We start from the raw sequence: 22714 nt of genomic DNA, 5'->3' as shown, positions 1-22714 counted from the left end.
TTTGCCAACGGAATCTGATCAATGGCCCTGGAATTCACCCTGAACCACGCTGCCCCGGCTGCCGCCGAGGTCGACTGCGTCATCGTCGGCGTCTATGCCGACAAGACCCTGAGCCCCGCCGCTCAAGCCCTGGACGCCGCCAGCGGCGGCCGCCTGACCACCCTGGTCAACCGCGGCGATGTTGCCGGCAAGACCGGCGCAACCACCCTGCTGCATGACGTGGCTGGCGTGAAAGCCCCGCGCGTGCTGGTCATCGGCCTGGGCGACCCGGCCAAATTCGGCGTGCCGCAGTACCTGAAGGCAGTCGGCGACGCCAGCCGCGCCCTGAAGAGCGGCGTCAACGGCCACGCGCTGTTCACCCTGTCGGAAATCGCGATCAAGGGTCGCGATGCGGCCTGGAACATCCGCCAGGCGGTGGTCACTGCCGACCACGCGGCCTACCGCTACACCGCCACGCTGGGCACCAAGAAGCCCGAAGCCCCGGGCCTGGCCACCCTGGCCATTGCCGGCACCGACGCCCAGGCCCTGGCCCAGGGCCAGGCCATTGCCGCCGGCGTCCAGTACGCCCGCGAGCTGGGCAACCTGCCGCCGAACCTGTGCACCCCGGCCTACCTGGCCGAGTCCTCGGTGGCCTTTGCCCAGCAGCACGCCGGGGCCGAAGCCGAGATCCTCGACGAAGCCGGCATGGAAGCGCTGGGCATGGGCTCGCTGCTGGCCGTGGCCCGCGGTTCGGCCAACCGCCCGCGCCTGGTGGTGCTGAAGTGGAGCAACGGCGGCGACGCCAAGCCCTACGTGCTGGTCGGCAAGGGCATCACTTTCGACACCGGCGGCGTCAACCTGAAGACCCAGGGCGGCATCGAGGAAATGAAGTACGACATGTGTGGCGCAGCCAACGTGATCGGCACCTTCGTCGCCGCGGTCACCGCCCAGCTGCCGCTGAACCTGGTGGTGGTGGTGCCGGCGGTGGAAAACGCCATTGACGGCAACGCCTACCGTCCGTCCGACGTGATCACCTCGATGTCGGGCAAGACCATCGAAGTCGGCAATACCGACGCCGAAGGCCGCCTGATCCTGTGTGACGCGCTGACCTACGCGCAGCGCTTCGAGCCGCAGGCGCTGGTCGACGTGGCCACCCTGACCGGGGCCTGCATGGTCGCGCTGGGCCACCAGACCGCTGGCCTGATGTCCAAGCACGACGACCTGGCCAATGAACTGCTGGCCGCCGGTGAACACGTGTTCGACCGCGCCTGGCGCCTGCCGCTGTGGGACGAGTACCAGCCGATGCTGGATTCCAGCTTCGCCGACGTCTACAACATCGGCGGCCGCTGGGCCGGTGCGATCACCGCCGGCTGCTTCCTGTCGCGCTTCACCGAAGGCCAGCGCTGGGCCCACCTGGACATCGCCGGCGTGGCCAGCGACGAAGGCAAGCGCGGCATGGCCACCGGCCGTCCGGTCGGCCTGCTGAGCCAGTGGCTGCTGGACCAGGCCGCGCGTTGACATGTCGCGGGCTGACTTCTACCTGATCGCCAAGCCGCGGTTCCTCACCGAACCGCTGCGCCTGGTCTGCGAGCTGGCCCGCAAGGCCAATGACGCCCAGCTGCCCACGCTGGTGCTGGCCCGTGACCAGGCCCAGGCCGAGGCGCTGGACGAACTGCTGTGGTCGTTCGACGACGACGCCTACATTCCCCACCAGATCGCCGGTGAGGACATGGACGAGGAAGAAGCCCTGGTGCTGATCGCCGTGCCCGGGGGTGAAGCCCCGGCCCGGCCGCTGGTGATCAACCTGCGAGACGACCCCTGGCTGGGGGCCTGCGACCGCGTGCTGGAAGTGGTGCCGGCCGACCCCGAAGCGCGCGAACCGCTGCGCGAGCGCTGGCGCCAGTACAAGGCGCTGGGCTTTGATCTGAACAAGTACGACATGTAACTGACGGCAGCGCCCCTTGATGGGGCGCTGCGCTGCCCTGATTCTTATCCGATTGCCTTTCCCGGTTGCCCCGCATGACCCAACTCGCCTCCAGCTACGATCCCAAAACCTTCGAAACGGCGTTGTACGACGCCTGGGAGAAGGCCGGCCATTTCAAGCCGTCCGGCCAGGGCGAGCCGTACACCATCCTGCTGCCGCCGCCGAACGTGACCGGAACGCTGCACATGGGCCATGCCTTCCAGCAGACCCTGATGGACGCGCTGGTGCGTTACCACCGCATGCGCGGCTACGACACGCTGTGGCAGGTGGGTACTGACCATGCCGGCATCGCCACCGAAATGGTGGTCAGCCGCAACCTGGCGCTGGAAGGCAAGGGCGAAACCCGTGATTCGCTGGGCCGCGACGGCTTCATCAGCAAGGTGTGGGAGTGGAAGGCGCAGTCAGGCGACATCATCGAGCGCCAGATGCGCCGCCTGGGCACCTCGGCCGACTGGTCGCGCAGCACCTTCACCATGGACCCGCAGCCGTCCGAAGCGGTGGTCGAAGCCTTCGTGCGCTGGCATGAGCAGGGCCTGATCTACCGTGGCCAGCGTCTGGTCAACTGGGATCCGGTGCTGAAGACCGCCATTTCCGACCTGGAAGTGGAAGCCACCGAGGAAGACGGCTTCCTGTGGTCGATCGCCTACACCCTGGACGAAGGCCTGAGCTACGAGCACGTCGAGCGTGATGCCGACGGCGTGGAAACGCTGCGCGAAACCCGCGATTACCTGGTGGTCGCCACCACCCGTCCGGAAACCCTGCTGGGCGACACCGCGGTGATGGTGCACCCGGAAGACGAACGCTACCAGCACCTGATCGGCAAGCAGGTGGTGTTGCCGCTGACTGGCCGCCGCGTGCCGGTGATCGCCGATGACTACGTCGACCGTGCCTTCGGTACCGGTGTGGTCAAGGTCACCCCTGCGCACGATTTCAACGACTACCAGGTCGGCGTGCGCCACAACCTGCCGATGATCAACCTGTTCACCCCGACCGCATCGGTGAACGAGAACGCGCCGGAGCGCTTCCAGGGTCTGGACCGTTACGACGCGCGCAAGGCCGTGCTGGGCGAGCTGGAAGACCTGGGCATTCTGGTCGAGACCAAGGCCCACAAGCTGCAGGTGCCGCGTGGCGACCGTACCGGCCAGGTGATCGAGCCGTACCTGACCGACCAGTGGTTCGTGAAGATGGACGAACTGGGCCGTCGTGGTCTGGAGCTCGTGGAGAGCGGTGCGATCGGCTTCGTGCCGCCGAACTGGATCAACACCTACCGCCACTGGATGACCAACATCCAGGATTGGTGCATCAGCCGCCAGCTGTGGTGGGGCCACCGCATTCCGGCGTGGTTCGATGCTGCCACCGGCAGCTGCTACGTCGGCCGCAGTGAAGCCGAAGTGCGGGAAAAGAACGGACTGGGCAGCGACGTGGTGCTGACCCAGGAAAGCGACGTGCTGGAGACCTGGTTCTCGTCGCAGCTGTGGCCGTTCTCGACCCTGGGCTGGCCGAACGCGCAGGCGATGGCCGAGCGCGGTTTCGACCGCTATCTGCCGTCGTCGGTGCTGATCACCGGCTTCGACATCATCTTCTTCTGGGTGGCGCGCATGATCATGGCCACCGACAACCTGACCGGGAAAATCCCGTTCAAGGACGTGTACTTCACCGGCCTGATCCGCGACGGCGAAGGCCAGAAGATGTCCAAGTCCAAGGGCAACGTACTGGACCCGCTGGACATCATCGACGGCATCAGCATCGACGACCTGGTCGCCAAGCGCACCGGCGGGCTGATGCAGCCGAAGATGGTGGAAAAGATCGAGCGCAAGACCCGCAAGGAATTCCCGGACGGCATCGCTGCGCACGGGGCGGATGCACTGCGCTTCACCATTGCCGCGCTGGCCACCCACGGCCGCGACATCAAGTTCGACATGAACCGTGCGGAAGGCTACAAGAACTTCTGCAACAAGCTGTGGAACGCCAGCCGTTTCGCGCTGATGAACACTGAAGGTGCCCAGTTCACCGGCGTGCCCACCCCCCGCACCGATGCCGAGCGCTGGATCCTGGCGCGTCTGGCAGCGACCACCGCTGAAGCACAGGGGCATTTCGCCGCATACCGCTTCGACCTGCTGGCGCAGTGCCTGTACGAGTTCGTGTGGAATGCGTTCTGCGACTGGTTCCTGGAGCTGAGCAAGCCGGCCTTGAACGGCAGCGATGCCGCCGATGCCGAAAGCACCCGCCACACCCTGTTGTACGTGCTGGAAGCGCTGCTGCGCCTGCTGCACCCGCTGACCCCGTTCATCACCGAACAGCTGTGGCAGCAGCTCGCCCCGCGCCTGGGCCTGGGTGAGGCCACGCTGTCGCTGCGCCCCTACCCCACTGCGGCCGAGTTCGCCGGCGATTTCGCCCAGGCGGAATCCGACGTGGAATGGCTGAAGGCGGTGATCAGTGCGGTGCGTCGCGTGCGCAGCGAGTTGAACGTGGCCCCGTCCAAGCTGGTGCCGCTGCGCCTGCAGGCCGGCGTGGCGCAGGACCGTGCGCGCATCGAGCGTTTCAGTGCCTCGATGGCCTTCCTGTTGAAGCTGGACAGCATCGAGTGGCTGGGCGACGGTGAAACCACGCCGCCGGCCGCGGCCGCGATTGTCGGCGAATTGAAGCTGCTGGTGCCACTGGAGGGCCTCGTGGATCTGGACGCCGAACGTGCGCGCCTGGACAAGGAGATCGCGCGCGTGCAGGGCGAGTACGAGAAGAGCGAGACCAAGCTGGCCAAGTTCACCGACAAGGTGCCGGCGGCGGTGGTCGAGCAGGAACGTGTGCGCCTGGCCGATTGGACCACCCAGCTGGCCGGTCTGCGCGAACAGCGCGCGAAGTTGTAAGCGCAGCGGCTACAACGGCGGCATCGTCTCGATGTCGTCGCTTACCAGCTCCATCGCCATTACCAGGGCATCCTCGCGCCCGCCGTGCGCGGGGTAATAGCGCGGCCGGCGACCGATCTCGTTGAAGCCTTCGCTTTCATACAGCTTCAACGCTGACGCATTCGACGGCCGTACTTCCAGAAACACGCGGTGCGCGGCATGGTCGCGCGCCAGCTGCACCAGCGCGCGGAACAGGAACCGCCCCAGTCCGTGTGACTGCATCCGCGGGTCCACGCACACGTTGAGAATATGGCCTTCATCGGCAGCCACACTGAGCACGCCATAGCCGACCAGATCGCCGTCATCTTCCAGCGCCAGCGAGGGATACCCTGCGCGCAGGCAATCGACGAAGATGCCGCGCGTCCACGGGAACGGGTATCCGCGTTCCTCGATGTCCATCACCGCGTCCAGGTCGTCCTCACGCAACGCGCGCAGCGACGGGGGACGCGGTGAACTGACCGCGCTCACGCCCGGCTCCGCTTGCGCAGGGCGCGCAGCTGCGGCCACAGCGCGCGCTTGGCGGACGCGCTACGGCGTAGTTCATCCAGGTTCCAGCTGGCCATCAGCGCCTGCGTTTCAGGGTCGTTCGGGTTGCAGCCGGAGGCGCGCAGCAGCGCGATCTGCAGGCGGTCGGGCAGGCGCACCGCCGGGCGGCGGGTGCCGGGGCGCGGCGCGGTCTCGGGCGCGGACGGTGGCGTAGAGCCGGGTCTTGCCCGGCTGGCCGTTTGGTCGGACGGTGACGCAAGCCGGGCAAGACCCGGCTCTACGTGATCGCGCGTCCCAGGGTCACGTGGTGCCCGGGCATCCGCCGGCACGGCTGTCAATTCAATCGCCGGCTCCGGCGTGGCTGGTTCCACGCTGCCGTCCACGAACACCGTGTAGCCCATCGCCTGCAGCCAGGACTGCTGGGCGGAAGTCCACAGCGGCGGCGTGGCCGGCAGGCTCATGCGCTCGGCTCGGCCGTCTTGCGGGTGCGCTGCCACAGCCACATCGCCGGCCCGGACAGCGCGTACACGATGCCCACCGCGAACAGCACGCGCGGGAGGTCGATCACCATGATCGCGATCACGATCGGCAGCAGCGCCAGCGCCATGAACGGCACCCGGTCAGCGCGCGGGCCCTTTTCACCGCTGCCCTTGAAGCTCCAGAAGCGGATCCGGCTGACCATCAGCAGCGCCGCCACCAGGGTGACGCCCAGCGCGACATAACGCAGTTCGTTGCCGTCCCAGCCCAGGTTGCCGTCGGCGAAGGCCCAGACGAAGGACATCATCAGGCCGGCGGCGGCCGGGCTGGCCAGGCCGATGAACCAGCGCTTGTCGACCACCGTCACCTGGGTGTTGAAGCGGGCCAGCCGCAGCGCCGCGCAGGCCGCGTACAGGAACGCCACCGCCCAGCCCACCCGGCCCAGCACCGGGTCATCGAACTTCAGCCACGACAGTGACCAGTGATACATCACCAGCGCCGGGGCCATGCCGAAGCTGACCAGGTCGGCCAGGGAGTCGTACTGCACCCCGAATTCGCTGCTGGTGCCGGTCAGGCGCGCCACGCGGCCATCCAGGCCGTCCATGATGGCGGCCACGAACACCGCGATGGCGGCATTGACGAAATCGCCATTGGCCGCGGCGATGATCGCGTAGAACCCGGCAAACAGGCCGGCGGTGGTGAACAGGTTGGGCAGCAGGTAGATGCTGCGCGAGCGCGGCGGGGGTTTCATCTGATCCATGCCGGCCAGTTTAGTGGCTGCCGCCGGGTTTGGGGCGGTTGCCGGACGACCGCTGCCGCCCCTGCCCGCTCCGCCTGTCGCCACCGCGCTTGCCAGCACCGGACCAGGGTGCTGCAATCGCGGCCCTGACCCTGAGTAACTGGAGTTGCCATGCGTGTCCTGCCCCTGCTGTGCTGCCTGCTGCTTGCCAGCGCCTCGGCCAGCGCCCAGAACGTGTACAAGTGGAAGGACGCCAACGGCGTGACCCAGTTCTCGGAAAAGCCGCCGGCCAACCAGAAGGCCGAACAGCGCCGGATCACAAACCAGGACCCGGTCAGCACCGGCGCGGCCAAGCCCGCCCCGGCCGAATCGGCCGACTGCACCCAGACCCGCAAGAACCTGGCCCTGCTCAACGGCCAGGGGGATGTCATGTACGACACCAACGGCGACGGCACGCCGGACGCGCCGCTCAGCACGGAGCAGCGCCAAGCCCAGAAGACCATGGCCGAGGCCGGAATCAAGGCGTATTGCGCGCCGGGGGCGTAATCCGGTCCGCTGAACCTGTATCGACCAACGGTCGATACCTACCGGGACCTCGCGGCATGCCGGGTAGGTATCGACCGTTGGTCGATACCCCGCCAGACTGGCAGAATATCGGTTTCCGCCGTTCAGCGAAGCCGACGATGCGCCTCTCCCAGTTCCACCTGCACACCACCAAGGAAACCCCCAGCGACGCGGAGCTGACCAGCCACCGCCTGATGCTGCGCGCGGGCATGATCCGCAAGCTGGCCTCGGGGCTGTACACCTGGTCGCCGCTGGGCCTGCGCGTGCTGCGCAAGGTCGAGCGCATCGTGCGCGAGGAAATGGAGCGCGCCGGCGCGGTGGAATTCCAGGTGCCGACCATCCAGCCCAAGGAACTGTGGGAAGCCACCGGGCGCTGGGAAAAATTCGGCCCGCAGCTGCTGAAGATCAAAGACCGCAAGGAGCAGGTGTTCTGCTACAGCCCCACCGCTGAAGAGGCCGCCGCCGACTTCGCGCGCCAGGAGCTGTCCAGCTACAAGCAGTTGCCGGTCAACTTCTTCCAGATCCAGACCAAGTTCCGCGACGAGATCCGCCCGCGCTTCGGTGTGATGCGTGCGCGCGAATTCCTGATGAAGGACGCCTACTCGTTCCACCTGGACGATGAAAGCCTGGTGGCCGAATACGAGAACATGAAGCGCGCCTATGCGCGTGTGTTCACCCGCCTGGGCCTGGACTTCCGCATGGTGCAGGCCGATTCCGGTGCCATCGGCGGCGATGCCTCGCAGGAATTCCACGTCATTGCCGATTCCGGCGAAGACGCACTGGTGTTCTCCACCGGCTCGGATTACGCCGCCAACATGGAAGCGGCGGTTTCCGCTGAGCCGGCCCCGCGCGGCACCGCCAACGAAGCCCTGCGCAAGGTCGAAACCCCGACCCAGAAAACCTGCGAAGCCGTGGCCGAACTGCTGGGCCTGGAACTGGCGCGCACCGTGAAATCGGTGGCGATCATGAGCGAAGCCGGCTTCGTGCTCGCGCTGGTCCGTGGCGACCACGAGGTCAATGAAATCAAGCTGGCCAAGGTCGAGGGCCTGCAGGGCTACCGCATGGCCGGCGAAGCCGAAATCCAGGATCACCTGGGCAGCGAGCCCGGCTTCCTGGGGCCGCTCAATCCGGCCAAGGCGGTGCGCATCATTGCCGACCGCGAAGTGGCCGCGCTGGCCGATTTCGTGGTGGGTGCCAATGAAGCCGGCTTCCACATTGCCGGCGTCAACTGGGGCCGCGACCTGCCGGAACCGGAAGTGGTGGACATCCGCAACGTCAAGGAGGGCGACCGCGCCGCTGATGGCGGCGAACTGAAGATCGCACGCGGCATCGAAGTGGGTCACGTGTTCCAGCTCGGCCGTCAGTATGCGCAGGCATTGAATGCCACCGTGCTGGACGAAAACGGCAAGGCCGCGGTGATGGCCATGGGCTGCTATGGCATCGGCATTTCACGCATCGTGGCCGCCGCCATCGAACAGAACCACGACGACGCCGGCATTCTCTGGTCCGACGCGATGGCTCCGTGGCAGGTGGTGGTGTGTGTCATCAATCCGAAACAGGACGAAAGCGTCAGTGCCGCCGCAGCTGAACTACTGGCTGAACTGCAGGGCGCCGGCCTGGATGCCGCCCTGGATGACCGCGGCCTGCGCCCGGGCGCGATGTTTGCCGACATGGAACTGATCGGCATTCCGCATCGCGTGGTGGTGTCCGAACGCGGCTTGGCCGCCGGCACGTTCGAGTACCGGGCCCGCTCGGCCAGCGAGGCCGAAAGCCTCGACCGGGGCGCGCTGCTGGCAAAACTGTCGAAGTGATCACAAAGCCGGGGCACCACCCCGGCTTTTTTCATTATCCCGCCAGAATGGGTAATGCCCCTTACTGTGCACGATTCAAATGAAAATGTATCCTCAGGACTCGCCACGGACCGGCGGCCCCCGTCCTTCGTTTGAATTCCGGAGTAGTAGTTGATGAGTATTGACCTGAGTGGGTTGTCCGCGAAAGAGCTGGGCACCCTGATCAAGAATGCAAAGAAACGCCAGACTGTTGTTGCCAAGCGTCCCGCCATCACCAAGGTACGCGCGCAGTTGAACAAACTGCTCAAGAGCAGCGGCTACACCGTTGAAGAAGTGTTCGGCAGTGAAGCACCGGCCCGTACCCGTGTCGCCAAGGCCGCCAAAGCCCCCGTAAAAAAGGCCGTTCGCAAGCTCGGCAAGGTGGCTCCGAAGTACCGTAATCCGGCTAATCCGAAGGAAACCTGGACCGGTCGTGGCAAGCAGCCGCGTTGGCTGGCTGCCCACACCACCAAGGGCAAGAAGCTGGAAGATTTCCTGATCAAGAAGTAAGCATGATCAAGGAAACACCTGTGTAAGAACGCCGGCTGCGAAGCCGGCGTTTTTGTTTATGTGTAGTGACGCGCCATGCGCGTCTACGTGGCGGCGCCATCCGCGTCAATCGACATTCTCACAGAAAATTACAGATTCTTGCGCGCAGGTATCAGCAGATTCCCGAACAACAACCCCGCCACCAGCGCCATCACCACATTCAACACGGTCATCAATACCAGCTGCCCCGCGCTGACATCCTGCTGCTGCACCAGTGTGAGAACACCGCGCAATGTGGTGCTGCCGGGTACCAGCATGATGATGCCGGGCAGGCGGATGATCGCCCCAGGCCGCTGCACCAGCCGGCCAAACAGGTTGCCTGCGCCTGTCATCACCATCGCTGACAGGAAAATGCCCGCCGGCAATCCCCACGCCTGGCCGGCGAATTTGGAAATGGCATAGCCGGCAATCGAGGCGGCAATCACCCACGGATAATCGCGCTTGTTTGCCTTGAACAGCATGGCAAACGCAAAGGCCGCCAGCAGCAGCGCACTCCATTCCACCCAGTCCGCCTGCGGCCGCGACGCGCGCACCTGCGGGTCCAGGCCGATGATTCCCGACAGGGTCACCGCGATCACCGCGCCCACGGTCAGTTTCAGAATGGTGGTGACGGCACCGGCAAAACGTGCCGTGCCCGAGACCCAATGTTGGCTGGCCAGTTCATTGACCGCGTTGGTCAGCGACATACCCGGCAGCATCACCACCAGCGAGGCGATGATCACCGTATTGAGATTCAACGGGGCCACGAACGAAGCCACCAGCGCTGCCACCGTGCCCGCCAGCAGCGCGGCCAGTGCTTCGCTGGCCTCACGCGTGGCCGGTCGGCGGTCGGTGATCAGCGACATCAGCCCGATCAGCAGACCGATGACACCGGCGGTGGCAATGTCCAGCCACGGCAGTTTCCACAGCCCTGCCACGCCGGCCGCGCCCAGGCTGTAGGACAGCATCATGCGGATCTTGCCGGCGCGTCCGGGGTCTTTATCCAGCTGCCGCAGCGCGGTGTGGCCCTGGGCAATGCTCATCGTGCCATTGGCGACCGCATCGGCAATGCGGTCGGCAATGCTCAGCTTGTGCAGATCGTTTTCGCCCGGTGCCAGACGGATCACGCGGGTGATGTCCGACGAACCGATCGCCTTGGTCGGGTCGCTGAAGCTGAGAATCAGCCCGGTCGGGTTCGACCATGGCTCGCAATCCAGGTCCAGCTGTTGCGACAGCGCCACCACCGCCGCCTCCAGGCGCTGTGCGGTAGTGCCATAGCTGTGCAGGCGCCCGGCAATTTCGGAAACGAAAGCCACCCGCTGTGCGTAGGTGGCCGGTGGGGTGGCGATGGCGGGTGCGTCGGCAGACATGCGCCGTAGTATTACCCGCATCACGAGAGCCGGCCAGCGGCCGGCACTACAGGGCCTACACGCAGACAGGTTATGCTGGACGCAGGACGCCCCATGACGCCAAACCAACCTCCCCGACTCGAACAGGATCCACAGGACCCCGGCCTTATCCGGCTGTCCGGTCAGTGGACATTGCGCACCGCGCTGGACGCGGCCGAAGCGCTGCGCGGCGTGCCCGAACAGGTCACCGGCATTGACGCCAACGGCATCACCCAGCTCGACTCGGCCGGCGTGCTGCAGGTGCTGCGCGTGGCCCACCGCGCCAACCTGGGCGAAGACGCGCTGCAGTTCCGCGCCGAACACCAGGCGCTGGTCTGCACCATCGAGGAAGTGGCTGACGACCGCCCCAAGCCGAAACGCGACTTCGGTGTACTGGCCGCGCTGGAGCGCCTGGGCCGCAGCATGCACGGGGTCGGTCAGAACATCGTGGCGCTGGCCAGCTTCCTCGGCGAGAACCTGGTCAAGGCCGGCCGACTGCTGCGCCAGCCGCGCCGCCTGCGCCTCACCGCCACCGTGCACCACATGGAACAGGTCGGGCTGGATGCGGTGCCGCTGGTGGCGCTGCTGTCCTACCTGGTGGGCGCGGTGATCGCCTTCCTCGGCTCGACCATCCTGCGCGACTTCGGCGCGGAAATTTACGTGGTGGAGCTGGTCAGCATCGCCTTCCTGCGCGAATTTGCCGTGCTGCTGACCGCCATCGTGCTGGCCGGCCGCACCGCCAGCGCGTTCACCGCGCAGATCGGTTCGATGAAGGCGCGCGAGGAAATCGACGCGATCAAGACGCTGGGGCTGGATCCGGTCGACCTGCTGGTACTGCCGCGGCTGATCGCGCTGATGGTCACCCTGCCGCTGCTGACCTTCGTCGCGATGGTCGCCGGCCTGGCCGGCGGCGTCACCGTCGGCGCGTTCGACCTGGATATTCCCCCGCAGATGTACCTGGCCCGCCTGCACGACACCATCGAGGTGCGGCACATGCTGGTGGGCCTGGCCAAGGCCCCGGTGTTTGCCGCGGTGATCGGTCTGATCGGCTGTCTGGAAGGCCTGAAGGTGGAAGGCACCGCGCAATCAGTGGGCGAACGCACCACCTCCAGCGTGGTGCAGACCATCTCGCTGGTGATCATCATCGACGCGTTCGCCGCGTTGTGGTTCATGCACATGGATTGGTGATGAGTACTGAAGACGCCCTGATCGAAGCCGACCGCATCGAGCGCCTGGAAGACGGTGACGGCCTGGCCATCCGCGTGCGCGGGCTGACCAACCGCTTCGGCAGCCAGACCGTGCATGACAACCTGGACCTGGACGTGCGCCGCGGTGAAATCCTCGGCGTGGTCGGTGGTTCCGGTACCGGCAAGTCGGTGCTGATGCGCAGCATCCTCGGCCTGCGCCATCCCGATGCCGGGCAGATTGAAGTGCTGGGCGTGGATGCCCGTTCGGAAAAGCCGGCCGATCGCCTGCACATCGAGCGCAATACCGGGGTGCTGTTCCAGGACGGCGCGCTGTTCTCGTCGCTGAGCGTGGGCGAGAACGTGCAGGTGCCGCTGAAGGAACACCACCGCGAACTGCCCGAGCGCTGGCATTACGAACTTGCCCTGCTGAAGGTGAAGCTGGCCGGCCTGCCGGCCGATGCGATCAACAAGCTGCCCTCGCAGTTGTCCGGCGGCATGCGCAAGCGCGCTGGCCTGGCCCGCGCCCTGGCGCTGGACCCGCCGCTGCTGTTCCTGGACGAACCGACCGCCGGGCTCGACCCGATCGGTGCGGCCGCCTTCGACCGCCTGATCAAGACCCTGCAGGAAGCGCTGGGGCTGACCGTGATGCTGATCACCCATGACCTGGACACCCTGTATGCGATCTGTGACCGGGTGGCGGTGCTGGCCGACAAGCAGGTGATTGCCAATGCCCCGCTGCATGAAATTGAACAACTGGAGCACCCGTGGATCCAGGAGTACTTCCACGGCCCCCGTGCACGCGCTGCCCGCGCGGCCAAAGAGTGAGTGACCCATGGAAACCAAAGCCAATTACGTACTGATCGGCGCGTTCACCCTGATAGTCGGGCTGGCCCTGCTGGCCTTCGGCTTGTGGGCCGCCAAGTATTCCTCTGACCGCACCTGGACCGAGTACCGCGTGGTGTTCCGCGAGGCGGTCACCGGCCTTTCGGTGGGCAGCCCGGTGCAGTACAACGGCATCGCGGTGGGGTCGATCACCGAGCTCAATCTGGTGCCGGATGATCCGCGCCAGGTGGTGGCCCGCATCCGCCTCAACTCCAACACCCCGATCAAAACCGACACCCGCGCCAAGCTGGCGATCACCAGCCTGACCGGCCCGTCGATCATCCAGCTCACCGGCGGCACCCCGCAGGCGCAGGCGCTGACCGCGGTGAACAAGGACCCGGCCCCGATCATTCCGACCACGCCTTCTGCGCTGCAGAACATCACCGACGTGGCCAACCGGATCGTGGAGCGCATGGACCAGATATTGAGCGACCGCAACGTGGCCGCGATCAACTCCACCCTGGCCAACCTGGAAACCATCAGCGGCGGGCTGGCCGACCGCGACCAGGGCACCCAGGCGTTGCTGCTGAGCGCGCGTGATGCCGCACGCAGCCTGGACCAGACCCTGAAGACCACCAACGGCACCATCCAGCGCCTGGATACCAATCTGGTGCAGCAGTTGCCGCCGATCCTCAACAAGCTGGAAACCACGCTGACCAAGCTGGATTCGGCCGCCGGCAATGCCGATTCGATCCTGGGCGAGAACCGCGCCGCCATCAACAGTTTCGCCAACGATGGCCTGGGCCAGCTCGGCCCGACCCTGACCGAACTGCGCGGGCTGATCCGCGACCTGCGCCGGGTCAGCGACCGCTTGGACAACAACCCTGCCCGCTACCTGCTGGGCCGCGACGCGCCGAAGGAGTTTGAACCCAAATGAGCCACCTCCCTCTTCTTCCCGTCCGTCCCCTGCGCCTGCTGGGCCCTGTCGCGCTGATCGTCGCGCTGAGTGCGTGTTCGCTGCTCGGCGGCGGCGAACGCAGCCAGGTCACCATCTATTCGCCGGTGGTGCGGATTGAACCCGATGCCGCCTGGCCGACGGTCGACTGGCAGCTGATCCTGGTCAAGCCGACCGCCGCACGCGTGGTCGACAGCCCGCGCATCAACGTACGCCCGGAACCCTCCGAGCTGCAGGTGTACAAGGGCGTGAGCTGGGCGCAGCCGGCCACCGACATGGTGGACGATGCGCTGGTGCGCGGCTTCGAGGATTCCGGGCGGATTTCCGGCGTGGCGCGTGCCACCACCGGCATCCGTGCGGATTACAAGCTCGCGCTGGATGTGCGCCGGTTTGAGGCCGACTACAACGGGCAGGCTACGCCGAATGCGCTGATCGAGCTCAACGCCAAGCTGATCCATGTGGTCGACCAGCGCGTGGTGGCGGATCGCACCTTCCGCCAGGAGCAGCCGGTGGGCAGCACGAATACCGCGCAGGTGGCGCAGGCGATGGAGCAGGCATTGAAGGCGGTGAGCCGCGACGTGGTGGGTTGGACGCTGGTGACCGGGCAGGCGGATTACCAGAAGCCCCTGGTGGCCCCGCCGTTGCGGCGCTGATCGCAGCCCCGTAGAGCCGGGCTTGCCCGGCTGCCGTTCGCGCCACACCCAACGATCACGTACCCGGCGTGATCCACCGGAACGTCAGATTGATCCGTTCCCCCATCACCCGCGCGCTCTTTGGCAACGCATGCTGATACAACCGCTGCGTCGCCCCCGCCATCACCAACAGATCTCCATGCCCCAGGGTCACCTCCGCCTTGCGGTTGTGATCCTCACGCCGACGCAACGTAAACCGCCTTCCCGCGCCAAGGCTCAATGACGCAATCACCGGTTCCGGCCCCAGCTCCGATTCGTTGTCGCTGTGCCAGCCCATGCCGTCGTCGCCATCCCGATAGCGGTTGAGCAGCACGCTGTTGAAACGCGCACCGCAGAACGTCGCGAGCTGTGCGCACAGCGGCAACAAGGCCGGATGCCACGCATGCGGCACGAAGTCCGTGCCCGAATAGCGATACCGCGCCGCCGGATCGCCCATCCAGCAGCTCAGTCTTGGCGAGTCCACCTGGCGGCCGAACATGCGGATCTTGTGAACCTCCCATGGCACGTCTTCGCGCAGGGTGCGTTGCAGGGCATCGGCGGCTGGGGATGCCAGCCAGTGGCGGTGCCAGTGCACGCGGGCGTCGGGAAGGTGGAGGTCCATGGGGAGAACATTACCGCGTAGGGACGGGCCATGCCCGTCCGCTCTTCGTTCCGGAGTCATGAACGCCGGATGGGTGGCTTCGTTTTTGTCTAAACGTCGGTGCCGCTTGGGTATCGATGGGAATCCGGCTTCGGGCGCTTGTGCCGCGCGTTGCGCGGTTGACGCGCATGGCGCGTCACTACGAATTGCTACGTGCACAGGACGATTGCGCCGTTCGCCGGGCGCGCGCCCGGCGGGGCTTCGGATACGCCGCGTAGGGACGGGCCATGCCCGTCCGCTCTTCGTTCCGGGGTCATGAACGCCTGATGGGTGGCTTCGTTTTTGTCTAAACGTCGGTGCGGTATGGGGGTCGATGGGAATCCGGCTTCGGGCGCTTGTGCCGCGCGTTGCGCGGTTGACGCGCATGGCGCGTCACTACGAATTGCTACGTGCGCAGGACGATTGCGCCGTTCGCCATCCGTGTCCACGCAATCCATGCCAAACGCGACGCGGCGGCGGCATTTTGTCTGGCCGAAAAATGGTGCGCCCGCACATGCAATGCGATGCCGGTCACGCCAGGCGGAACGGCCGTCATTGCTGGCGTTCCACCGTCTCTGAATTCATTCGCGACATCGCGGCGATCGCAATCGGTCCAACTACGTCACGCCCCGGACGAAACCCGATTCCGCTATCGTTCGCCCGTCCTGCATGGTGGACACGAGGAGTCTGAAAACTCCACGAGTACCTGAAGTTGCACGGCACGCGTCGGGAGGGTGACGAAATACAACACCCCCCGTGGAAATACGTCGCACCGGTTGGTACTCGTACGGTTTTCAGCCTCCCGACATCCCTCGCCAGCCCGGCGAGGGAGTTTTCCGGAGACCTTAACCATGCACGTCAATCATCTAGACCCCTACAACCGCGCCCTCGCCACCAGCACGCTGCACTGGAACATCCCCCGCAGCCTGGTGGTGGGCGGTCTGCATTACGTCCAGGATGGCATCACCGGCCTGATGGTTCCGTGGCTGGATATGCGCGGCATGTGGATGCAGCGGGCCGAGTTCGACGAAGGCCGCCGCGTTTACCTGGGCGTGAACCCCGGCAACATCCTGCTCAGCACCGACAAGGACGCGGTACGCACGATGGCGCGGCTGCGCCGGTGGCGGTGAGCCGATGAACTTACGAAAGCGGTAGCGCCCGCAGGGTGCGGGCGTTACTGCGTAACCGGCGCTGCCTTCGGTGCGGACCGCCAGCGGTCCACCACCACCAGCAGCGCGTACATCAGCAGCAGGAACACCGGCAGCACCACGCGCTTCACGCTGGTGGCCAGATGCCACTCCAGATCGTGCGGGGTGCCCAGGTAGACCGCGTACAGAACACCCGCATACACCAGCCCCGCCACGGCACCCGCCAGCACCACCGGGTTTGACCACGTGCGACGCCACAGCACCGCCAACACCAGCAACGGCACCAGCGCCCACTCGCGGAACAGCTTCTTCAGAATCAGCGTGCTGTTGGCCAGTTCCGGCAGGCGCGACAGCAGTTGCCCCTTCATGTCGGTCGAAGCCAAATCGTTGGTCAGGTGCGCACCGGCCACGGCCAGCTTCCACGCCAGCAATGGCAGCATGGCGACCACGAATGCAATCAACAGCGTCCACGGCACGCGACGCTCGCGCAGCACCACCACCGCAGCCATGGCGGCCGCGATCACTGTCGCCAATACCATGCCTTCGTTCTTGATCAGCGACAGCACGGCCGTGCTGAGCACGAACGGTAGCAGCTCGTCCCAGGCAATGCGCTGGGTGCGCTCGGTGCAGCGCGCGGCACTGGCCAGCGCTGCAACCGCATACACCGCCAGCAGCGCATCCATGTAGCCATCGGCCAGATAGCGGCCACCCACCTGCAGCGTGACCACCGCAAAGAGCCCGGCCACCCACCACGAACGCAGGCTCCGTGCGATCAACAGCAGCGCCGGTAGCAACAGCAAAGTGCCGGCGGCCTTGGGGAACAGCTCGTTCCAGTCCCCGACCAGCTGGGCTGAGCTGGCCGACAGCAGCGGCACCAGCGCCGGATAGTCGTTATGGCTGAAGCCTGCGTAGCCATCCAGCATGGCGTACAGCGAGCCATCTTCGAAAATGCGCCGGGCGTGGAACAGCCAGATCGAGCGCGGGTCCCACTCGTCGGTGGGGCTGCCCAGTGCAATCACCAGCAGCGCCAGAACAGTGACCACCATCCACGCCGCGCGCGGGTCGCGCACGCTTGCCAGCGCCCACACCGCAGCAACGAGTAGCGCCGCGAACGCCAGCATCGTCGGCAGGCCGAAGCCCCCCAACGCCGCTAACACGTATCCAGCCATCACACAGCACAACATGGCCACGGCAGGACGCCGCATGCGGTCAGGGGCAGTCAACGAGGACAACACGGTCGCTCCTTCCAAGTTCAGTGCAGTCGGTGCGGTCCGGACCCGGAGCTTTCCACAGCATGCGGCCGCTCTGGGCCTCGTGCAGACGCACGGGGTACAGCGCTTCCCAGTGGCGCTGCTGCAGCAGGGGGTCATCGATCAATCCAGCGCCCAGCGCCAGCGGTGCTTCAGACGGATGCGCCCGAAGCAGCGCACGCGATTCCACCACTTCCAGGGGCACCGATGCAGCGAAACCGGCATCGGCGGTGAACGCCTGCGCCAACAGTGGCCGCTCGAAATGAACATCCTTGGCGATGCCGCGCAGCGACACCGCAATACCAAGCGCGATCAACACCGCCACGCCTGTCGTCCCGACTCTGTTCACAGCAGCGTCCCGCCAACCCGAAGCGCGGCAGCTTAGCAGCCGCGCCGGGGCCGGTCACCCCGCGAAGGCGACGCCGGTCTTTTCCTTCAGCTCGGCCGCATCCACGCCGGGGGCTGCTTCCACCAGTACCAGGCCCTTGTCGGTGACGTCGAACACCGCAAGATCGGTGATGATGCGATCGACCACGCCGACGCCCGTCAGCGGCAGCGTGCACTCAGGCAGGATCTTGTGCTCGCCGTTCTTGGCGGTGTGCTCCATCAGCACCACCACGCGCTGCACGCCGGCCACCAGGTCCATTGCACCGCCCATGCCCTTGACCATCTTGCCGGGCACCATCCAGTTGGCCAGGTCGCCCTCGTCGGTGACCTGCATGGCCCCAAGGATGGCCAGATTGACGTGGCCGCCGCGGATCATCGCGAAGCTGTCGTGGCTGCCGAAATAGCTGGCCCCGGCACGCGCGGTGACGGTCTGCTTGCCGGCATTGATCAGGTCGGCGTCCACCTCCGCCTCGGTCGGGAACGGGCCGATGCCAAGCAGGCCATTCTCCGACTGCAGCCACACGTCCACGCCCTCGGGAATGTGGTTGGCCACCAGCGTCGGAAGGCCGATGCCGAGGTTCACATACGCGCCATCGGTGAGTTCACGGGCGGCGCGCTGCGCCATTTCATCGCGGGTCCATGCCATCTCAGTTGCCCTCCGCACGCACGGTGCGCTGTTCGATCCGCTTTTCCGGGGTGGGGTTGTGCACGATGCGGTGCACGTAGATGCCGGGCAGGTGCACCTGGTCCGGGTCGATGCTGCCCACCGGCACCACCTCTTCCACTTCCACGATGCACAGCTTGCCGGCCATGGCGCAGGCCGGGTTGAAGTTGCGCGCGGTCTTGCGGAACACCAGGTTGCCGGCCTCATCGGCCTTCCACGCCTTCACCAGCGCTACATCCGCGCGCAGCGCGGTTTCCATCACGTAGTGCTTGCCGTCGAACTCGCGGGTTTCCTTGCCCTCGGCGACCACGGTGCCGTAGCCGGTGGCGGTGAAGAACGCCGGGATGCCGGCTCCGCCAGCGCGCAGGCGCTCGGCCAGGGTGCCCTGCGGGTTGAACTCCAGCTCCAGCTCACCGGCCAGGAACTGGCGTTCAAATTCCTTGTTCTCGCCTACATAGGACGAAATCATCTTTTTGATCTGCCGGGTTTCCAGCAGCTGCCCGAGGCCGAAGCCGTCCACGCCGGCATTGTTGGAAATCACGGTGAGATCCTTCGCCCCGGTGTCGCGCAAGGCCGCAATCAGCGCTTCAGGAATGCCGCACAGGCCGAAACCGCCAACCGCCAGGGTCTGGCCATCGGCCACGGCACCTTGCAGCGCCTGTGCCGCGCTGGCGTAGCGCTTGCTTTTGGACGTAGGTCGTTCCATTCCAGATTACCTTGCTCGGTGATAATGACCCATTCTAGCGATACCGGAAGACGCGGCTGAGTGCGGCGCAACAAAGCAGGAGACCCCTCATGACAGCCACCTACACCCAGGAAGACATCCGCCGCTGGTTCGACCCGCGGACGATGGAGAAAAGCGCCAACTATCTGTTCGCGGTGCGCCAGCTGCGCCATCAGAACGACCAGATCACCGCGCTGGTGCAGGGCAGCGCACGTCGCCCGTACCACGTGTGGGTCGACCTGAAAGCCAGCACCCGCACCGCCCGCAGCCCGCTGGTGGCCGAATGCAGCTGCCCGGTGGGCCAGGGCTGCAAGCACCTGGCGGCGGTCATGGCACAGGGGCTGGACCTGGTGCAGGTGAGCCCTCCGGTGGAACTGCCGGCCGCGCCCCTGACCCTGCTGCAGCCACCGCGCACGGAACTGCTGCAGGCGCTGTCGCGCTGGCATGCGCGCCACAGCAGCGCGAGCCGCCCGGCCACGCCGGCCGGGCCGACACGCGGGATCTGCTACGACCTGTCCGCGTTCCAGCATCGCCTCGCCGTGCATGTGCAGCGCACCAAGCGGGCCGCGGATGGCACCGTCAAACGCGAGAAGCTGCTCAGCCTGGGACCGGACCTGTTCCTGGCTCCGGCTGGCTACCTCACCCAAGACGACATCGCCGTGCTGTCACAGCTGTGGCTGCTGCACCACCACCACGACAACCGTGACCGGATCGACATCGTGGCCCTGCTGCAGCAGATCATCGCCACCGGCCGCGCCTTCATTGCCGACGCCATCGCGCCGGTCCCGGCGCGCTGGGCACAACCGCGTGCGGGCACGCTGCACTGGAAGGCCAGCGAGCACAACGGCCGCCTGCGTGCGATGCCTTCGCTGCAGGTGGAAGGCGGTGGGCGCGGCAGCGTGCACGGCCGCTCAGGCTGCTACCTGGACGTCGACACGGGTGAGGTGGGGGCGCTGCAACTGGCGATGGCCGCCGAAGATGCCGGTGCCTTTCTCGAACTGCCCGGGGTGTTCCCCGAAGAGACCGCGCTGGTCAGCCAGACCCTGCAACAGATCGACCCGGCCCTGCCCCACCCGGCCACCGGCGATGCGCTGCCGGTGCTGGATGCGGTGCCGGTGGTCCCGGTTCTGCGCCTGTACAGCGTGGAGCACCGCCCCATGTGGCTGCCCCAGCGCGCCCCTCCCGAATGGCGCGATTTCGCCACCGCCACCTTCGAGTACGGGGCCAACAGCCGGCATCTGGATGACCCATCGGTGTTCGTGCAGGACGATCGGGGCCAGCTGAGCCTGCTGGCCCGGGATGCGGCCGAGGAGCACCTGCGCGAACGCGAACTGCAGGCAGCAGGCCTGTACCGCGACCCGCGACCTTTGGATATCCAGCCCGCCACGGGACCGCAGTTCCTGCCACGCAGTGGCGACTGGGCCCAGTTCCTGCAGAACGAGATGCCACAGCTGGAGGCGCTGGGCTGGCGGGTGGAACCCGATGCCGCATTCCGCCACCGGGTGACCGAGGTCGACGCGATCACCCTGGACGTGCAGGCCGACCGCGACGTGCCCGGCTGGTTCGAGATCGGCCTGGACATCGAGGTGGACGGCCAGACCCTGGCGCTGGCTCCGTTGCTGCAGCAGGTGTTGAACACCGACCCGCGCTGGTCGCGCGGCGCGGCATCGGTGATTGCCGATGATGAGCTGGTGCTGCTGCCCTCCACCGGCCCACGCCGGCTGGGACTGCGCGCGGGCCGGCTCAAGCCGCTGGTGGCGCTGCTGGGCGACCTGTTCGGCCCGCGCCGCTCGCGCCTGCGCGTTCCACTGCACGACCATGCCCGTCTGCGCACGCTGCACGAGACCGCCGGGCTGCGGCTCAAGGACGACACGATGGCGCGCAGCGTGGCCCAGCGCCTGCTGGATGGCCCGGAGATGACGCCCGCGCAGCCACCTGCGGGCCTGCAGGCCACCTTGCGCCCTTACCAGCTGGATGGCCTGAGCTGGCTGCAGCACCTGCGCCAACACAATCTGGGCGGCGTGCTGGCCGACGACATGGGCCTGGGCAAAACCCTGCAGACCCTGGCCCACATCCAGCTGGAGAAGGAAGCGCAGCGTCTGCGCCAGCCGGTGCTGGTGGTGGTGCCGACCTCGCTGCTGCACAACTGGCAGGCCGAGGCCGAGCGGTTCACCCCTGATCTGCGCGTGCTGGTGCTGCACGGCCCCTCACGCGCGGAGAACTTCCCGCAGATTGAGCGCCACGACGTAGTGCTGACCACGTACGCACTGCTGTGGCGCGATGAGGAGGTACTGCGCGACCAGGCTTGGCACCTGCTGGTGCTGGACGAGGCACAGCAGGCCAAGAACCCGCGCTCGCGCGCGGCCATGGCGCTACGTTCGTTGAAGGCCAATCACCGGCTGTGCCTGACCGGCACGCCCATGGAAAACCATCTGGGCGAGCTGTGGACCCAGTTTGATTTCCTGCTGCCGGGCCTGCTGGGCAGCGAAAAAGTGTTCAACCAGCAGTGGCGCCACCCCATCGAGCGCAATGCCGATACCCAGCGCGCGCAATGGCTGGCCCGGCGCATGCGTCCGTTCCTGCTGCGCCGGCGCAAGGATGAGGTGGCGGCGGAGCTGCCGGAGAAAACGCTGATCACCCGCAGCGTGGTGCTGGAAGGCGCGCAGCGCGACATGTACGAGACCGTGCGCGCCACCATGGAAGAGAAGGTACGCCACGCAGTTGCGCAGCAGGGTCTGGCCCGAAGCCACATTGTGGTGCTGGACGCCCTGCTGAAGCTGCGCCAGGTGTGCTGCGACCCCCGCCTGCTGCCCGGCACGCGTGCCGGTGCCACGGCATCGGCCAAGCTGGAACTGCTGCGCGAAATGCTGCCGGAAATGGTGGAAGAAGGCCGGCGCATTCTGCTGTTCTCGCAGTTCACCAGCATGCTGGACCTGTTGGCGGAGCTGCTGGATGAGCTCAAGCTGGGGTATGTGATGTTGACGGGACAGACCCGTGACCGGCAAACCCCGGTGCAGCGCTTCATGCAGGGCGAGGTGCCGATCTTCCTGATCAGCCTGAAAGCCGGCGGCGTTGGCCTGAATCTGACCCGGGCCGACACCGTCATCCATTTCGACCCGTGGTGGAACCCGGCGGCGGAGAATCAGGCCACCGACCGCGCGCACCGCATTGGGCAGGAGCAGCCGGTGTTCGTCTACAAGTTGATTGCCGCCGGCAGCATCGAGGAACGGATCGCGGAAATGCAGGAGCGCAAGGCGGCACTGGCCGACACCATCCTGGATGACGGCGGCAACGCCGGCCCGCGCTTCAGCGACGAGGATCTGCAGGCGTTGCTGGCTCCGCTGCCTGGGGGGACGGCGGGGCGGCGGAAGCAGGGGTAGCGCAGCCCT

The 22714-nt window shown here is 66.4% G+C and carries 20 protein-coding genes and 1 pseudogene; 12 read left to right on the top strand and 9 right to left on the bottom strand.

Annotated features, from left to right (window positions below; translation table 11 throughout):
* Window positions 1-21: 21 nt before the first annotated feature.
* The 3 genes from PDM29_RS10460 (at window position 22) to PDM29_RS10450 (ending at window position 4827) form a co-directional block, all read left to right on the top strand.
* Complete coding sequence (locus tag PDM29_RS10460; protein ID WP_311190121.1) at window positions 22-1497, top strand: leucyl aminopeptidase; 1476 nt, start codon at window positions 22-24, stop codon at window positions 1495-1497.
* A 1-nt stretch (window position 1498) separates the two neighbouring features.
* Window positions 1499-1924 (top strand): DNA polymerase III subunit chi, encoded by a 426-nt coding sequence (locus PDM29_RS10455; RefSeq protein WP_125360778.1) that lies wholly within the window; start codon window positions 1499-1501, stop codon window positions 1922-1924.
* A gap of 74 nt (window positions 1925-1998) precedes the next feature.
* Complete coding sequence (locus PDM29_RS10450) at window positions 1999-4827, top strand: valine--tRNA ligase (RefSeq protein ID WP_311190120.1); 2829 nt, start codon at window positions 1999-2001, stop codon at window positions 4825-4827.
* A gap of 9 nt (window positions 4828-4836) precedes the next feature.
* On the opposite strand, the gene rimI is transcribed toward PDM29_RS10450, so the two are convergent.
* Genes rimI through pssA form a run of 3 tightly spaced genes read right to left on the bottom strand, consistent with a single transcriptional unit; the run spans window position 4837 to window position 6589 of the window.
* Window positions 4837-5334 carry a ribosomal protein S18-alanine N-acetyltransferase gene (rimI, locus tag PDM29_RS10445; protein ID WP_311190119.1) on the bottom strand — a complete coding sequence of 166 codons (498 nt, stop codon included), beginning with the start codon at window positions 5332-5334 and terminating at the stop codon, window positions 4837-4839.
* Complete coding sequence (locus PDM29_RS10440; protein ID WP_311190118.1) at window positions 5331-5813, bottom strand: hypothetical protein; 483 nt, start codon at window positions 5811-5813, stop codon at window positions 5331-5333. The genes rimI and PDM29_RS10440 overlap by 4 nt, the downstream gene beginning before the upstream one ends.
* Complete coding sequence (gene pssA / locus PDM29_RS10435) at window positions 5810-6589, bottom strand: CDP-diacylglycerol--serine O-phosphatidyltransferase (RefSeq protein ID WP_311190117.1); 780 nt, start codon at window positions 6587-6589, stop codon at window positions 5810-5812. The genes PDM29_RS10440 and pssA overlap by 4 nt, the downstream gene beginning before the upstream one ends.
* A gap of 150 nt (window positions 6590-6739) precedes the next feature.
* Here pssA and PDM29_RS10430 point away from each other — a divergent pair, with 150 nt between their 5' ends.
* The 3 genes and pseudogenes from PDM29_RS10430 to PDM29_RS10420 form a co-directional block, all read left to right on the top strand.
* The gene (locus tag PDM29_RS10430; protein WP_311190116.1) at window positions 6740-7114 is read left to right on the top strand and encodes a DUF4124 domain-containing protein; all 375 of its coding nucleotides are present in this window, start codon (window positions 6740-6742) and stop codon (window positions 7112-7114) included.
* 137 nt (window positions 7115-7251) lie between these two features.
* Complete coding sequence (locus PDM29_RS10425) at window positions 7252-8943, top strand: proline--tRNA ligase (protein ID WP_311190115.1); 1692 nt, start codon at window positions 7252-7254, stop codon at window positions 8941-8943.
* Between the two features lie 153 nt (window positions 8944-9096).
* Window positions 9097-9468 (top strand): annotated as a pseudogene (locus PDM29_RS10420) (H-NS histone family protein); the annotation flags it as partial.
* A gap of 131 nt (window positions 9469-9599) precedes the next feature.
* On the opposite strand, the gene PDM29_RS10415 reads toward PDM29_RS10420, so the two are convergent.
* Window positions 9600-10859, bottom strand: a complete 1260-nt coding sequence (locus PDM29_RS10415) for a threonine/serine exporter family protein (RefSeq protein WP_311190114.1) — start codon at window positions 10857-10859, stop codon at window positions 9600-9602.
* 93 nt (window positions 10860-10952) lie between these two features.
* On the opposite strand from PDM29_RS10415, the gene PDM29_RS10410 reads away from it, so the two are divergent.
* The 4 genes from PDM29_RS10410 to PDM29_RS10395 are packed head-to-tail and all read left to right on the top strand — an operon-like array spanning window position 10953 to window position 14494.
* The gene (locus tag PDM29_RS10410; RefSeq protein WP_311190113.1) at window positions 10953-12065 is read left to right on the top strand and encodes an ABC transporter permease; all 1113 of its coding nucleotides are present in this window, start codon (window positions 10953-10955) and stop codon (window positions 12063-12065) included.
* Window positions 12065-12889, top strand: a complete 825-nt coding sequence (locus PDM29_RS10405; protein WP_311190112.1) for an ABC transporter ATP-binding protein — start codon at window positions 12065-12067, stop codon at window positions 12887-12889. Before PDM29_RS10410 ends, PDM29_RS10405 begins: the two co-directional genes overlap by 1 nt.
* A gap of 7 nt (window positions 12890-12896) precedes the next feature.
* Window positions 12897-13823, top strand: coding sequence for an MlaD family protein (locus tag PDM29_RS10400; RefSeq protein WP_311190111.1), 927 nt, complete (start codon window positions 12897-12899; stop codon window positions 13821-13823).
* Window positions 13820-14494 carry an ABC-type transport auxiliary lipoprotein family protein gene (locus PDM29_RS10395; protein WP_311190110.1) on the top strand — a complete coding sequence of 225 codons (675 nt, stop codon included), beginning with the start codon at window positions 13820-13822 and terminating at the stop codon, window positions 14492-14494. Before PDM29_RS10400 ends, PDM29_RS10395 begins: the two co-directional genes overlap by 4 nt.
* Before the next feature lie 55 nt (window positions 14495-14549).
* Here PDM29_RS10395 and PDM29_RS10390 read toward each other — a convergent pair whose 3' ends face one another.
* Window positions 14550-15134, bottom strand: coding sequence for an alpha-ketoglutarate-dependent dioxygenase AlkB family protein (locus tag PDM29_RS10390; RefSeq protein ID WP_311190109.1), 585 nt, complete (start codon window positions 15132-15134; stop codon window positions 14550-14552).
* A gap of 869 nt (window positions 15135-16003) precedes the next feature.
* Between PDM29_RS10390 and PDM29_RS10385 the strand changes: the two genes are divergently transcribed.
* A complete protein-coding gene (locus PDM29_RS10385) occupies window positions 16004-16282 on the top strand; it encodes a SymE family type I addiction module toxin (protein ID WP_311190108.1) in 279 nt (92 codons plus the stop codon).
* A gap of 44 nt (window positions 16283-16326) precedes the next feature.
* Here the strand turns inward: PDM29_RS10385 and PDM29_RS10380 are convergent, their stop codons facing one another.
* The 4 genes from PDM29_RS10380 to PDM29_RS10365 form a co-directional block, all read right to left on the bottom strand.
* Complete coding sequence (locus PDM29_RS10380) at window positions 16327-17469, bottom strand: hypothetical protein (protein ID WP_311190107.1); 1143 nt, start codon at window positions 17467-17469, stop codon at window positions 16327-16329.
* 40 nt (window positions 17470-17509) lie between these two features.
* Entirely contained in the window at window positions 17510-17875 is a 366-nt protein-coding gene (locus PDM29_RS10375; RefSeq protein WP_311190106.1) for a hypothetical protein, read from the bottom strand.
* A gap of 78 nt (window positions 17876-17953) precedes the next feature.
* Window positions 17954-18583 (bottom strand): CoA transferase subunit B, encoded by a 630-nt coding sequence (locus tag PDM29_RS10370; RefSeq protein WP_311190105.1) that lies wholly within the window; start codon window positions 18581-18583, stop codon window positions 17954-17956.
* A gap of 1 nt (window position 18584) precedes the next feature.
* On the bottom strand, window positions 18585-19307 hold the full coding sequence (locus PDM29_RS10365; RefSeq protein ID WP_311190104.1) for a CoA transferase subunit A: 723 nt from the start codon (window positions 19305-19307) through the stop codon (window positions 18585-18587).
* A gap of 89 nt (window positions 19308-19396) precedes the next feature.
* On the opposite strand from PDM29_RS10365, the gene PDM29_RS10360 reads away from it, so the two are divergent.
* Complete coding sequence (locus tag PDM29_RS10360) at window positions 19397-22705, top strand: DEAD/DEAH box helicase (RefSeq protein WP_311190103.1); 3309 nt, start codon at window positions 19397-19399, stop codon at window positions 22703-22705.
* Window positions 22706-22714 lie beyond the last annotated feature (9 nt).

This window comes from Stenotrophomonas oahuensis (genome assembly GCF_031834595.1).
Lineage (GTDB): Bacteria > Pseudomonadota > Gammaproteobacteria > Xanthomonadales > Xanthomonadaceae > Stenotrophomonas > Stenotrophomonas oahuensis.
The sequence above is the reverse complement of the archived record's forward strand: the minus strand, read 5'-3'. Positions and strand labels throughout refer to the sequence as shown.